Genomic DNA, 14991 nt, shown 5'->3' with positions numbered 1-14991 from the left:
GGAATTTTCTTGCCGATTTTGCCGATTTTGTAGATTTATTTTGTATCTTTGCGCTCTAAAAGTATTTAGTGTATTATGAAGAAAAAAAATAGTATCAAGATTTTCCTTGCTTCAGCAGTCATGCTGCTGATGGCAAGTCCGGCTTTCGCCCAGAAATACAAAGTGGCAAAGGTGGAGAGAACCCGGATATTGGTTGATCAGAAATGGGATGCACAGCCTGATGCTGAGGCTGCCAGGTTTATCGCTCCTTATAAGAGCAAGGTAGACAGTATCATGGGCCCTGTTGTAGGTCATATTGCTCATGATATGACCTGTCACCGTCCGGAGAGCGAACTCAGTAACTTGCTCTGTGACATCCTGGTATGGGGCGGCAAGCAGTTTGAAGAACAGCCTGTTTTCGCTGTTTACAATATGGGTGGAATCCGTTCTAATCTTGCCAAGGGTAAGATTACTGTAGGCGATGTGAACGATATGGCTCCTTTCGAGAACAAAATCTGTTTCCTGACCCTGAAGGGTGATAAGGTTCTGGAACTCTTCCAGCAGATAGCTCATCGTGGCGGCGAAGGCTTGAGCCATGCTGTAAGAATGGTTATCACCAAGGGTGGAAAGCTGAAGAGCGTTACGCTGAACGGTGAACCTGTTGATCCGGAGAAGAGTTACCGCGTTGCAACCCTCGATTATCTTGCCGAAGGTAATGACCAGCTCGTAGCCTTCAAGAGCGGAACCGATGTCTTTTCGCCTAAGCAGAAAGAGAACAATGTGCGCTACATCATCATGAATTATTTCCGTGAGATGCAGGCACAGGGCAAGGTGGTGGAATCTAAGATTGAAGGCCGCTGCGTGGTAGAATAGTTGATAGTTAATAGTTTATAGTTGATAATTCTGATGAAACATACATTATTATATATAGGTCTGGTTCTGGCATCCTTCATGATGCAGCCAGCAGCCGTTCAGGCTAAAGCGAAGAAAGAGGCAAAGGTGGTAAAGCAACTTGTAGTGCTCCATACCAACGATACGCATTCATGCGTAATGCCCATCAATCCGAATCTTGCAGATACGGCAACAGCAAATCGTGGCGGTTTCCTCCGTAGGGTGGTGATGATCAAGCAGGAGCGTAAGGCGAATCCCGACTTGCTGCTCTTTGACAGTGGCGATTTCTCACAGGGTTCACCTTATTACTCTCTCTTCAAGGGAGATGTGGAAGTAGGACTGATGAACGAGATGAAATATGATGCTGCTACCATCGGAAACCATGAGTTCGATTTCGGAATAGACAACATGGTGCGCATCTTCAAGATGGCGAAGTTTCCAATCGTCTGCTCCAACTATGATTTCACTGGTACCGAACTGGCAAATATTGTAAAGCCTTATACCATTATCAAGCGCAAAGGACTGAAGATTGGCGTTTTCGGCTTGTGTCCGGAACTTGCCGGCTTGGTAACTGAAGCCAACTATGGCTGCATCAAGTATCTCGATCCTATCGCCAAGGCAAGGGAAATGACAGAGATATTGAAGAAGAAAGAGAAGTGTGATGTCATCATCTGCATCTCCCACCTGGGCTGGAAGATAGATGGCATCGACGATTCCGAGGTAGCCCCAGCTACCCGTGACATCGACCTGATACTGGGCGGTCATAGTCATACCTACTTCAAGCAGTTGGAGTATCTGAATAATCTCGATGGCAAACCGGTGCCAATTGACCAGAACGGCAAGAGCGCCATCTGGGTAGGAAAAATGATATTGGATATTGTGAAGAATAAATAAAAGAAGAAGGTTGATACCTGGCAAAACGCGAGGTATCAACCTTTTCTTGAATTATCTTTTTTTTAAAAAAACTTAATTTTTTCTCAAATCCTTATTCCTTGTTGGAAGAAGCATAGAGACCGATGCAGGCGCCGATGAAGCCACCGCTCTTCTGGGTGCTCAGGTTAGAGGCATCCACACCCTTGGCAAGCAGCTGCCAGCTGCCGCCTTCTTCAGCATAATAGAAATCATAATATCTGTCATGACCTTCTACCTTCAGCTTCAGCTTGCCAGCCTTGATAGGAGCAGAAGCAATGAGGACATTGTTCTTCTCGGCACGGGTCAGGGTAATCATCAGCTTGCCCTTCTTCATCGTCTTGCCCAGTACGAAGTTGTAATCTTCCTTCTGGAGAAGTGCCAAGCCTGCGATATCCTTGTCGTTGCGAGGAGTAAAGTTGATTTCTGTCTCAGCTGTGAAGGTGCCGTGCTGCTGACGTGCCCAGATGGCAGACATCGGCTCACGCTTGTAGATATTGCCTGGCAGGAGATTGAACTTCAATTTGCCGTTTTCTACCTTGTAACAGTCAACGAAGTCGCGGAGGAACATCCAGCGTGGATTCAACTCTTTCAGACCTACCTTATTGTTATCTGCATCGAAGTTATCCACATAAGAGAAGTTGCCTGAGAACTCATTCTTCTTTGCAGGCTTCAAGCCAGCCTTCTCTCCAATGGTAGAGATAGGAGTATTCTTGGCAAGAATCTCTGGCCATCCATTCTTCCAGGTTACAGGCAGGAGATAAGTATCGCGACCTGTGTTGTACATATCCTCTTCATAAGGACGGCAAGCCAGAAATACAGCCCACCAGTTACCCTTGCCATCTTCTACGATGTCGGCATGACCGGCACTTGATACAGGGTCCTTGCGGTTAGGGTCGAGACCGATACGCTGGGTAAGAATAGGGTTGTTAGGGCATTCCTCCCATGGTCCCATCGGATTCTTGGCACGCAGGATAACCTCGCTGTGCCATCCACCTGTACCACCTTCTGCACACATCAGATAATAGAACTTGCCCTTCTTGAAGAGGTGAGGACCCTCAATCCAGATAGGACGCGCCTCTACATGGGTTCCGCCACGCAGAATCTCCTTGAAGTCGCCCTTGATGCTGTCGCCCTTCACGTCGAATTCGAAGCAGCGGATAGCACGCTGACCCTCATAGTCGGCACCGCCAACTACTGGACCGTTATGCACGATATATCCCTTTCCGTTGTCATCGAAGAAGAAGCTAGGGTCGATGCCGTCAATCTTCTTCAGATAGATAGGCTCGCTCCAGCCTTTGGAAGGATCTTTTGATTTCACAAAGAAGTTGCCGGCTCCCACGTTGGTGGTAATCATATAGAAGGTCTTGTTCTTCTTGTTATAGCTGATGGCTGGTGCGAAGATACCGCCTGATACGTGCTGGCCCTTCAATGGAACCTGTGATGTGCGGTCGAGAACATGACCGGCAGGCTGCCAGTTGACCAGGTCTTTACTGGTTGAGAGAGGCACACCTGGGAAGAAGGTAAACGAAGAGTTTACCAGATAGTAGGTGTCGCCTACGCGACAGAGTGATGGGTCTGGATAGAAACCAGCCAGTACCGGGTTGTAATACTGGTGAGTCTTGTCGATTTCAACATTGAAGCGAGCGTCATTTCCCGCATACTTGAAATAGTCAAACTCAGCTGTCTGCGCCTGTGCAGCAGCTGCAAGCGTCAGGGAAAGCGATAAGATTGCAATTTTCTTCATTTTATTATAGGATTTAAATTTACAGAATGAGTATCTGAACTCATGGCTGAAGCATGTATTCAGAATTCTGCTGCAAAGTTACCGCTTTCCGTTTAAATATACCCCCACAGAATGTTACCAACACTTTGCGAGGCGTATCATAAATATCTCTATTTGTAACAAATACTTTATTCCTGGAAACATCTGGCCTCTTCTGCAGTGAAAAGGCTAGATTTTCCGGTGTGCCTGCATATAATCGCGAGGCGAAGAGCCATAAAAGTTCTTGAACATGGTGCTGAAGCTGGCTGGGTTGGAGAAACCGCAGGTAAACATGATGTCTGATATCGTCTTGTTAGAGTGGCTCAGCAACTTTTCGGCATATTGCAGACGGGTATTGCGGATGAAGGCATGTGGTGTCTGGTTGGTCAGTTCCTTCATTCGGCGGTGCAGATGCACACGGCTCAGTCCTACTTCGCGGGCAATCATATCCACACTCAGGTCCTCATTATCCATGTTATCATTGATTACCTTCATCACCTGTTCCATCAGCTGGTCTTTTGGCGACAGGTCTTTTTCTATCGCGAGCTGCCTGTCGCTCTGGCTCTCGTTGCCCATAAACTTGTTTTTCAAAGTACGGCGCACGTTGAGCAGGTTGATGATGGTGCGGCGCAGAATGTCCATATTGAACGGCTTCACCACATAGGCATCGGCACCCGACTGCAAACCTGTCAGCTGGTCTTCCTCTCTGCTCATCGCTGTAAGCAGAATCACTGGAATGTGGTTGGTGTTCACATTGTTCTTAATCTTGGTACAGAGCGTATTTCCGTCCATCTCTGGCATCATGATGTCTGAGATAACGAGGCTTGGCTTCTGCTTGATAATCTCCGGCAGCGCTTCCTTTCCGTTGCAGAAGGTAAGGATATTGTAGGTTTCCTGTAGTTGTGTCTTCAGGAAATTACGTATTGCCTCATCGTCTTCTACCACAGCGATGGTGCTCTTTGCCTTGCTTATGAAATCTTCTTCGGCGTCATTGGCTGTATCGGAACTATTCTCCTTATTTCCTTCCACCATGTTTTCTTCCAGTTCCCTGATGTCTTCAGCAGTCTGTGGCTCCGGTGCATCTATCATTTCTTCCGGTTTCAGATGCTCGTTGCCCAGAGGCAGCGTGATGAGGAACTGGCTTCCTTCCTTCCAGTCGGCTTCATCAAGTGTCTTGTTGTTGGCGGCTGTAATGGTTCCGTAGTGCAGTTCCACGAGCGAGCGGGTCAGGTCGAGACCGATTCCCGTACCTACATTCCGGTCATTAGAAGTGGTGGCACTCTGATAGAAACGCTGGAAAATCGTTTCGAGCTTTTCCTCCTGAATGCCCTTGCCGCTGTCCTTGATGGCGATGCGGACATGATGAGGCGAGTGGGAGAGGGTGATACGGATTCTGCCGCCTGCAGGAGTAAACTTGAAGGCGTTTGACAGGACATTCATCAATACCTTGTCAAAGTTGTCGCGGTCTATCCATACCGGGAGAGTTTCATCTTCGTGCTCAAAGGTAAATTGGATGCTCTTGGCTATCGCCTGCTGGCAGAAGAGTTTGTATTCATCGCCAATAAAGGCAACCATATCGGTTTCGCTCATGTGCATCACCATCTGTCCCTTGTCAATCTTTCTCAGGTCCATCATCTGGTTAATCAGGTGCAGGATTCGTTCCGAGTTCTTACGCATCATATCGTAGATGCCCTGTCGGTGAGCGTCTTTATCTTCCTTAATCAGCGTGAACAGCGGAGTGAGGATAAGAGTCAATGGGGTACGGATTTCGTGGCTGATGTTCATGAAGAACTTCAGTTTTGCTTCGCCCATCTCTTCCGCATGGATATGCTGCTGCAATATGAGCTGGTCTTCCATCTTGCGTTTGCGGTGCTTGATATAGAGCAGACAGAGCCCCAGGAAGACAAGCAGATAGCAGAGTCTTGCCCAGATGCTGGCGTACCAGGCTGGGTGAACGATGATGGAGAACTCCTTGACAGGGGTTTCGTATCCGTTGCAGATGGCCTTAACACGGAACTTATAGGTACCTGCTGGCATGTGTGAGAATGACAGCTCGTTCATGCCAGACTGTATGGTTCGCCAATCCTCACCATTGATGCTGTAGGCGTAACTGATCTGCTCTACATTATTATATGTAAGAGTAGACAGTTTGATGGTGAAGGTGTTGTCTTCATGAGATAAGGAGAACTCGTCGCTGTTGTAGGCGCTTTTGTCGGTGATAGTATAGATGCCCGATTCCATATCCGGGTATACAGGTTTGTTGCCCACAAGAAGTCCTGATATGGTAACTTTTGCCTGCCAAGGATGCTGTTTCACCTTGTCCGTATCAAACCAGTTGATACCGCCGGTTCCGCCCATCACCAGCATCTTTCCTCCCCAGAGCGTGCAGGCTGCAGCATCGCTGAACTCATTGCTCTGCAAGCCATTGCCCGAGAAGTACTTGTTGATAGTTCCTTTTTCTGTATCTACCTGGTTTAAGCCACAGGTAGTTCCTATCCAGATTCTGCCCTTGTAATCTTCTATGATGCTGGCTACGATGTTGTCAGAAAGTCCAAGTTCTGTGTTATAAATCTTCGGATGAGCATATCCCTTCTTCGGATCATAGCAGATTGCGCCGTCTTCAGTGCCAAACCATACGCGATTCTTGCTGTCAGAATAAACGCAATGTGAGAAACTGCCCTTGTTCAGACAGTTGACGCCACCGAAAGTGGAAGTCCAGCTATTCTTCTGCTGGTCATAGCAAGCCAGACCCACAGAAGTGGCAACGAAAACCCGCTTACCATCTTTTGAGATGCTAAGTTTCACGAGATAATCATTAGGAATACTATTCTTTTTCAGGTTGTTGTCGGCACCATCTTGTGTTTTCCATTGCTTGATGCTTCCATCAGGAGAAAGGCGGAAAAGTCCTTTGCCCATGGTAGCAAACCATACATTGCCCTGCGGGTCTTCCTGGATATCGAAGATGCCCGTCTGGTTGCCAATGCCTAGGCTGAATGGATGGAAAGCCCCCCCCGCATCTATAAATCCGATGCCGTTAGTATAGGTTCCTACCCATGTTCTGCCCTTCTGGTCTTTGCAGAGTGCCAGTACCGTGATGTTGCTTAATAAATGGCTCTTGATGCTACCGGTTTTTATGTCAAAGAGGTAAAGACCATCCTTGTCGGTGCCCACCCAGACTTGATTGCCCTGGTTGACACACAGACTTGTGATGCTGTTTTCGCCTATCACGTTGCGGTTGCCCAAACGGTAGCCCATATAGTTGAAATCGCATTGAGCCTGCGACTGCATGAATACGCCCTTCTGGAGCATGCTCACCCAGATGTTTCCCGTAAAATCTTCTATAATGCTGGTAATCTTGCACTTGGCAAGATTTACTTCACGGCTGAACAGAGGGTTATTTTGCAAGAATCCTGTTACAGGATTATACACGAAGATACCCATACCATCGCAACCGATAAACAAGCGCTGGTCGCGGCTGATATAGATGTTGTCTATAGGAAGATTGCCTATGCCGGCTATCTTGGTGAAGATGGTTGAACCTGCCTTGAGAAGGTAAATACCATCATTCTTGGTAGCAAGATAAATGTTGCCCTTGTCGTCTTGCCTGATATCTTGTGTGTTAAGTTGCTCTGTTCCCATGATGCGTGAAACAAGCTTGCCGTTCTTTTCTTTCCGATACAGCTTTCCGTTTTCCAGGATAATCCAGAGCCTTTCTTGTTTGTCTTCCAGAATCTTATGTATGAATTTCAGGTTCTCCACTTCTCCTTTCATGGCGTAACAGGCGTTTGCATCTATTTTTTTTGTCATGATGCCGTAACCGGAGGTAACGACAGCAATATCGCCATTGTGCAAACGGCTAACCTGGGTAACGTAAGTGTTTATAGGCTTATTTCTTGAATCGAGCATAGGTACGTTGCTGAATCTTTTACCATTAAGTATAAGCAGCGACTTGTTTGTTCCCAGCACAATACGCCCCTTTTCATCCTGTGTTATACTGTTGATATAGTTGCTGTTGAGCCCGTCACTGTTGTCGTAGGTTTTTCTGATGACCATAAAGTTATAGCCATCATAGATATTCAAGCCGTTACGGGTGGCAATCCAAATGAAACCATTTGAATCCTGGAACACCTGAGTGGCAAGGTTGCTCGAAAGCTGGTTGTCTGAATTGAAAAGTTTTCCTCGCTGCGCCATCATATTCTGCGCAGTGAGACAGAAGATAAACATCAGTAAAAGACCGATGTATCTCATTGTTCTGAGGTTTGATTTCATGGAAATCATCATGATTCTTGGTTTCATTGTCTTTTGGCTTTTTTATATTCGTTTGCAAAAATACAAAATAAATGGGAGAATAATGCATGGTAAGGTATGTTTTTTACGAGAATGTATTAAAAAGATGTTAAAATGTTACATAGAGTAAAGATAAGGTTACATGTGATACGAGAGAAAAACTATTGGTTACTTATTATAAAGTATATATGATAGATTAGGAGTATCTTTGCATCGGTTTTTTAAGTTGTATATATTTAGAATATTTAGGTTAGTTAGGTTTATACATAATAGGTTGTAGAATAGGTTTAGAATTTCTAAAAGATTTTGATATTATGGTTTTTATATAGAATCATGATTAATTGGTTTTCGGGAATGGTGCGTAGTGATTACGCGCCATTCTATTTTAAAAGACCAGCATCCTTTTCTGTAAACTGGAACCTGGCAATCCTTCATAATATAATAAGGTGACTGACAATAAATGATAAATCTAAAAATAATCGTAACAATGAACAGAAAGAAATTGTTAATATCACTCGCTATGGCTATGCTGTCAATGGAGGGACTGGCTGCAGATAATCTGCCGGCACTCCGTGTGCAGGGTAGGAACCTGGTGGATGCCAATGGTAAGACTGTTGTCTTGCATGGCGTAATGGATACGCCAAACCGCTACTTCAACGGTTGGAGATGGCAACAGTGGAAGGCTGATTATTCTGATGCCGACATTAAGCCTTGCTTGGAATATTTCTCTAAGCTGTTCTCGGCTATTACCGACAAGAAGCAGGGTGCTTATTGTACCGTGTTCCGATTGCACATGGATCCATGCTGGACCAACGATCCGGCAAAGAAAGCAGAAAACGAGGCTGATATCTCGGCATTCAACATGGCGCGCTACCGTCGCTATCTCCAGAAACTCTATATTCCTCTCATCAAGGATGCTATAGCACATGGACTTTACGTCATCGTACGTCCACCGGGTGTCTGTCCTGGTGATATCAGAGTAGACGATAAGTACAACCGCTATCTGAAGGGTATCTGGAAAGCATTTGCTGCCGATGAGTATATTCAGCAGAATTCGGGTATTATCTCTATCGAACTAGCCAACGAGCCGGTGAGGGTTCATCTGGGTGATGGCTCTAATTCGGATAAAGCACTGCATGATTACTTCCAGCCGGTGATTAACGAGATTCGCGAGCAGGGCTTCAAGGGAATCATCTGGGTTCCGGGTGCCGGTTATCAGAGCCAATATCAGAATTACGCCAAGTATCCTATCACCGATAGCGAGGACAACTTCTCTTATGCAGTACATGTTTATTCCGGATGGTATGGAAATATGACCGATAAGAATTGCAATCACGATACTTTCATCCGCAACTTTAAAAGTCAGGTGCCGATGGTGGAAACGAAACCTATCATGGTAACGGAGATAGACTGGAGTCCGGAAGATCCTGACCAGAAAAATAAAGGTCACTACAATGAGTGGGGACAGTGGACACAACCTAACCTGGGAAGCTGGGCAACAGCATCTACCTCGAAATGGGGATTGGCATGGAAGGCAGTTCACGACCACTTTGGCAATATCGGTATGACCCTTACCCATCCGCAGGAATATTACGATATTGATGAATATCTTAAATCGGGCAAGGTGATTCCTGGTTTCCAGAATGCCAAGAAACACGGATTGTTCGAAGAGTGTTGCGGCTATGCCTGTATGAACTGGTATAAAGAGTGGTATTTGAAACAAAATACAACAGGAATTAAACAATTAGAAACCCAGGCAGACGTGGTTTCCACCTTATATTATAATATAGAAGGAAAAGAGGTAGAAAAGCCAACTGCTGGTGTTTATATAATAAAACAACTGTTAAGTAATGGAAAAATACGTTCTCGCAAGGTTTTTCTAAAATGATAAACTTTCTGTTACACCACGCAAAGTATGTTTCGAAAGAAATCCATACCTTTGCCGCCGTGAATAAACAGTTTTAGTGCACGCCTAAATTTTTAAAGCATAAATCAAAAATGAATAGAACATGATTGAACAAGTGTTAACAATGAAACGGACAGCAGCCTTATGCTTGGTGGGAGCTTTCTGCAGCCTGAATGCTCAGGCACAGAATATCCAGGTCAAGGGTAATCTTGTTGACGGTACAGGTGAGCCTCTGATAGGTGCCACTGTAAAACTAAAAGGTAATGCCAGCGTCGGTGCGGTCACCGACTTAGATGGTAATTTCAGTATCAGTGTTCCTTCAGAGAATTCTACCCTCGTATTTACATACGTAGGTATGAAGACCAAGGAAGTAAAGATCGGTAAGAAGAGAGAGTTCAAACTTACTCTTGAAGACGACAATGCCATCGGCGAAGTTGTAGTCGTTGGTTATGGTCAGCAGAAGAAGGCATCTGTCGTAGGTTCCATCACCCAGACCACTGGTGAGGTTTTGGAGCGTGCAGCTGGTGTCAGCGACGTTGGTTCAGCCTTGACAGGTAACCTCCCAGGAGTTGTTACAATCCAAGGCAATGGTATGCCTGGTGAGGAGGAACCTCAGATTATCATCCGTGGTTCTAGTTCATGGAATAATTCCGACCCTCTCGTTCTCGTTGATGGTATTGAACGTCCTCTGAGCAGCGTGGACATCTCTTCTGTGGAGAGCATCTCTGTACTGAAGGATGCTTCTGCTACTGCAGTCTATGGTGTGAAGGGAGCCAATGGTGTCATCTTGGTTACCACCAAGCGTGGTCAGGAAGGCAAGGCTAAGATTGACGTTGGTTTCAATGCTACGTTGAAAGCTCCTTCTAAGTTGCCTAATAAGTACGACTCTTATGATGCGTTGATGCTTCGCAACCAAGTGGTAGAGCGTGAACTGGGCATTTATCCTGAAGGTGTTTCATATCTTCGTCCTCAGTCTTTTATAGACAACTATCGAAACCAGACTACTCAGGAGCAGCGTGAACGTTATGCCAATGTGGATTGGCAGGATGCACTTTTCAAAAAGTCTGCTGTGTCCTATAATGCCAACGTGAACGTGAGTGGTGGTACAAAATTCGTTAAGTACTTCGCTTCTGCTGATTTCGTGCATGAGGGTGACCTCTTCCGTGAGTATGACAATGGTCGTAATTACAACTCTGGCTATGGATACAATCGTATCAATGTTCGTAGTAACTTGGACTTTGCCATCACAAGTAGCACTACTTTGAAGGTAAATGTGGCTGGTAGCAATGGCGTAAGAAAAGCTCCTTGGAGTAACATGAGCAATAGTGAGTGGCAGATTGGTCAGCAGTGGGCTGGTGCTTATAACATCGCCCCAGATGTGTTCTTGCCACAATATTCTGACGGCACATGGGGATTCTATCCAGCTGCTTCCAATGTAAGTAACTCTGCACAGAATCTTGCTATCGGTGGTACAGCACAGGCTACAACCACTCGTATCAATACAGACTTTACCCTTGAGCAAAAATTGGATTTCATAACCAAAGGCTTGAATTTCCGTGGTACTATCTCTTGGGATAATGTTTTTGTTGAGACAGGACGAGGTATCAATGACTTGAATAATGAAGCCCAGACTAAGTATATTGATCCTGAAACAGGTCAGGTTACTTATGGTAAAGAACTTGAAGGAAATAATAAGTTTGATTGGCAGCAAGGTGTGAACTGGTCAACGGAAGGTGGTTCTGTAGATAATAACCAGACTGTTCGCAACCTCTACTATCAGTTGCAGCTCAACTGGGCTCGCAAGTTTGGACAGCATGACGTATCAGCCATGGGCTTGTTCTCACGTCAGGAGAATGCACGTGGTAGTGTGATGCCAACTTACCGTGAGGACTGGGCATTCCGTGCTACCTATAGCTATGCAGGTCGTTATAACATCGAGTATAATGGCGCCTATAACGGATCAGAAAAGTTCAGCAAGGACAATCGTTTTGCCTTCTTCAATTCAGGTGCTATCGGATGGACCATTACTGAGGAAAACTTCATGAAGTCTCTTCGTGACAAGCACATCATCGATATGTTGAAGTTCCGTGCTTCCTATGGTGAGATTGGTGATGACAACATAGGTGACCCATTTGATTCTAGTCGTCGCTGGTTGTATATGAGTCAGTGGGCGTATGGCGGCAAGACTACGATGGATCTCGACCATACAGAGAGCATCTATACATGGTATCGACAGAACACTCTTGGAAATGATAATGTGAAATGGGAAACAGTTAAGAAAACCAACTTCGGTATTGATTATGGTTTCTTGGGAGGCTTGATTACTGGTTCTTTGGATTTCTTCTGTGATCGTCGTAATGACATCTTGATTTTCGGCGCCAACCGTTCTGTTCCTTCTTATTTCGGAACGACAGCACCTACTATTAATAAAGGTAAGGTTCGTACCAGTGGTTACGAGTGGGAATTGAAACTTAATAAGGTGTTTGCTAATGGCTTGCGACTCTGGGGTAATTTCAATATGACCCATGCCAAGAATAAGGTGATTTTGAAGGATGATGCCATCTTTACTCCAAATTATCAAAAGGAGGCAGGATTTGCCATGAATCAGTATCACTCTTATATAGATAAGGGCTTTATCAATAATATTGATGATTTGATAGGTTCTCCGGCGCACGACTCCAATGACAATCACCGTTTGGTTGGTGACTATTACATTGTTGATTTCAATGGTGATGGTGTTGTTGATAGCAGGGACTCGGCTCCTGTAGGTTATAGCAGTAGTCCGCAGAACACCTATAATGCTACTATTGGTTTCGAATGGAAGGGGTTCTCTGCTTTCGCTCAGTTCTATGGAGTAACTGATGTGACCCGTGACGTATCATTGACAAGCTTTGGTAATATGCTTGATAATGTTTATGATACTGGTACTTGGTGGAATAAGAATCAAGGCAATGCAGAATGTATCCTCCCTCGTTGGGGTGCCACAGCTTCAAGTTACACCTATGGTACACAATTTATGTATGATGGCTCTTACATTCGTTTGAAGAATGTCGAGATTGCTTATACCTGGACCAAGGGCTGGATTAAGGCATTAGGCATAAACTACCTCAAGGTTTACTTGAATGGTAATAACCTCTGGCTCTGGACTCGTATGCCTGATGACCGTGAGGCAAACCTCGGTGGTGGTGGCTGGTTGGGAGCATACCCTACGGTTCGCCGCTTCAACTTAGGTGTTAAATTCTCATTGTAATTATAAAAAAAATATTCAGATGAAAAATAAGATAAAGACATTATTGTTGACGGGATGCGTCTCGCTGGCTCTCGGTACTTCGCTGAGTTCTTGTCAAGACTACTTGGACAAGGAGCCAGACTCAACAGTTTCTGCAGACGATGCCTTTGCCAATTTCCGTAATTTCCAAGGTTTCGTTGAGGAAATATACAACTGTATCCCTGATAAAGAGAAATGTAACTATTGTCCTTCATGGAACTGGGGTGATGATGAAATCTTCAATCCTGAGGCTGATAATAGAATGACCCATCAGGTTGATTTAGGTAACTTCCGTGCATGGGAATCTACTGGTAACTGGCTAAAGCGTGATGGTTCTTCTACTTCCACAAATAAGTTCGACCACGGTATTTGGAACCATGCGTGGTATTGCATCAGAAAATGTAATCTCGGTTTACAGAATATCGACAAGTTTGTGACTGGAAGTGCTGAAGAGAAAAAACTGATAGAGGGTCAGCTCTATTTCTTCCGTGCATGGTGGCATGAGGAAATGATGCAGTATTTTGGTGGTATGCCTTATGTGGATACTTTTCTCGGTGACAATGCCGAGCAGAGATTGCCACGCCTTTCTTTTCAGGAATGCGCTGATAAAGCGGCAGCAGATTTCCGCAAGGCTGCCGATTTGTTGCCTATTAATTGGGATAAGACTTCTGCAGGTTTAGCCACACAAGGTAAGAATGATCTTCGCATCAATAAGATCATGGCTCTTGGTTATCTTGGTAAAACCTATCTTTGGGCTGCTAGTCCTTTGATGAAGAATGGTGCGCAGACTGGTGCCAGCAAGAATGGCAAGACTTATGATTATGATCAAGAATATGCTAAGAAGGCAGCTGAGGCTTTTGGTGAACTGCTCTCTCTTGTGGAAGCTGGTCAGACACAATATGCATTGGCAGAGTTTAAGTACTCAGACATCTACAATCATGAGAAATCTGCTGATGCCAATAGCTGTTTTTCTGATATATTCTATACCAAGAAGCAGAACTGGAAAATGCCAGGAACGGTTGAAGCAATCTTCCGTGGTCCATCTGCTGATTTTAATGGCTCTAACTGGAATACCTCTAAGGTCTTTGGCCCTAAGGTACAGAAAGTAGTTGCTCATGATAATGTCATTCACCAACCTACGGCCAACCTTGTAGAGGCTTATGGAATGGCTAACGGAGAGCCAATCTATTTGGTTGAGAATGGTAAGTATGTACTCAATCCAAAGTCTGGCTTCGACCCTACCCATCCTTTCAAAAATCGTGATCCCCGTTTCTACCACGATATCGTCTTCGATGGTTTTAAGTATTTGAACGGAACACCTGGTCAGTATGCAGATTTACAGTATTGCCAATTATATACGGGTGGTAATATGCGCCCTGTCGCAAATGCAAGCCGTACGGGTTATTTCATTCAGAAGTTGGTGCCTCATACTTGTAATGAAGTGGATAAAGATTACGATTGGGGTTCAGCTTTACACTGCTATTTGCCATATATGCGTCTTGCAGACATATACTTGATGTATGCAGAGGCTTGTGCTGCATTCGGTGGTGCTTCTGGCAAGTCTTCAAACTTTGGCAAGACCGCAGAAGATGCAATTAATACACTTCGCGACCGTTGTGGTGCAGGTCATGTTGCTCCAGAATTTGTTGCAGACAACCATAAGTTCATGGATGAGGTCCGTCGTGAGCGTGAGGTAGAACTTTCTTTCGAAGGATTCCGTTTTTGTGACTTGCAGCGTTGGTTGCTTCTGACAGAGGCACCATATAATCAAAAATTCTCACAGGAGTTTGACCGTGTGGAAAGTGCAGACTTCTATACGAAGAATGATCCTAAGGACGCTCAGGTTGCCAATTATCGTAGAAAGTTGATATTGACTCGTAATTTCGATGCCAAGCACTATTGGTTCCCATTGCCAATCAAGGAGACTCAGATCAGTTCAGAGTTTAGACAAAATCCAGGCTGGTAAGGTTTAAAATTATAAATTAG

Annotated in this window: 7 protein-coding genes; 5 read left to right on the top strand and 2 right to left on the bottom strand. The window is 45.0% G+C overall.

The window, feature by feature from the left end; all coding sequences use genetic code 11:
- Positions 1 to 75: 75 nt before the first annotated feature.
- A complete protein-coding gene (locus RCO84_RS11175; RefSeq protein ID WP_317572786.1) occupies positions 76 to 852 on the top strand; it encodes a 5'-nucleotidase in 777 nt (258 codons plus the stop codon).
- Between the two features lie 78 nt (positions 853 to 930).
- Positions 931 to 1764: a bifunctional metallophosphatase/5'-nucleotidase gene (locus RCO84_RS11170; RefSeq protein ID WP_287828099.1), complete on the top strand. Its 834-nt coding sequence runs from the start codon at positions 931 to 933 to the stop codon at positions 1762 to 1764.
- A gap of 91 nt (positions 1765 to 1855) precedes the next feature.
- Here the strand turns inward: RCO84_RS11170 and RCO84_RS11165 are convergent, their stop codons facing one another.
- Both RCO84_RS11165 and RCO84_RS11160 read right to left on the bottom strand, forming a co-directional pair.
- The gene (locus RCO84_RS11165; protein ID WP_317572785.1) at positions 1856 to 3526 is read right to left on the bottom strand and encodes a glycoside hydrolase family 43 protein; all 1671 of its coding nucleotides are present in this window, start codon (positions 3524 to 3526) and stop codon (positions 1856 to 1858) included.
- 207 nt (positions 3527 to 3733) lie between these two features.
- A complete protein-coding gene (locus RCO84_RS11160) occupies positions 3734 to 7840 on the bottom strand; it encodes a hybrid sensor histidine kinase/response regulator transcription factor (RefSeq protein WP_317585127.1) in 4107 nt (1368 codons plus the stop codon).
- A gap of 478 nt (positions 7841 to 8318) precedes the next feature.
- On the opposite strand from RCO84_RS11160, the gene RCO84_RS11155 reads away from it, so the two are divergent.
- The 3 genes from RCO84_RS11155 to RCO84_RS11145 all read left to right on the top strand — a co-directional run bounded on the left by RCO84_RS11155 (position 8319) and on the right by RCO84_RS11145 (position 14971).
- On the top strand, positions 8319 to 9719 hold the full coding sequence (locus RCO84_RS11155; protein WP_186292255.1) for a cellulase family glycosylhydrolase: 1401 nt from the start codon (positions 8319 to 8321) through the stop codon (positions 9717 to 9719).
- A gap of 142 nt (positions 9720 to 9861) precedes the next feature.
- Entirely contained in the window at positions 9862 to 12987 is a 3126-nt protein-coding gene (locus RCO84_RS11150) for a SusC/RagA family TonB-linked outer membrane protein (protein ID WP_373690124.1), read from the top strand.
- Positions 12988 to 13006: 19 nt separating this feature from the next.
- On the top strand, positions 13007 to 14971 hold the full coding sequence (locus tag RCO84_RS11145; protein WP_144152879.1) for a RagB/SusD family nutrient uptake outer membrane protein: 1965 nt from the start codon (positions 13007 to 13009) through the stop codon (positions 14969 to 14971).
- Positions 14972 to 14991: the final 20 nt, after the last annotated feature.

Origin of the sequence: Segatella copri (assembly GCF_949820605.1) — a bacterium.
Lineage (GTDB): Bacteria > Bacteroidota > Bacteroidia > Bacteroidales > Bacteroidaceae > Prevotella.
The sequence above is the reverse complement of the archived record's forward strand: the minus strand, read 5'-3'. Positions and strand labels throughout refer to the sequence as shown.

Coding starts and splice junctions, on each gene's coding strand:
- RCO84_RS11165 (WP_317572785.1), bottom strand. CDS start 3,526: ATGAAGAAAATTGCAATCTTATCGCTTTCCCTGACGCTTGCAGCTGCT.
- RCO84_RS11145 (WP_144152879.1), top strand. CDS start 13,007: ATGAAAAATAAGATAAAGACATTATTGTTGACGGGATGCGTCTCGCTG.
- RCO84_RS11175 (WP_317572786.1), top strand. CDS start 76: ATGAAGAAAAAAAATAGTATCAAGATTTTCCTTGCTTCAGCAGTCATG.
- RCO84_RS11170 (WP_287828099.1), top strand. CDS start 931: ATGATGCAGCCAGCAGCCGTTCAGGCTAAAGCGAAGAAAGAGGCAAAG.
- RCO84_RS11155 (WP_186292255.1), top strand. CDS start 8,319: ATGAACAGAAAGAAATTGTTAATATCACTCGCTATGGCTATGCTGTCA.
- RCO84_RS11160 (WP_317585127.1), bottom strand. CDS start 7,840: ATGAAACCAAGAATCATGATGATTTCCATGAAATCAAACCTCAGAACA.
- RCO84_RS11150 (WP_373690124.1), top strand. CDS start 9,862: ATGAAACGGACAGCAGCCTTATGCTTGGTGGGAGCTTTCTGCAGCCTG.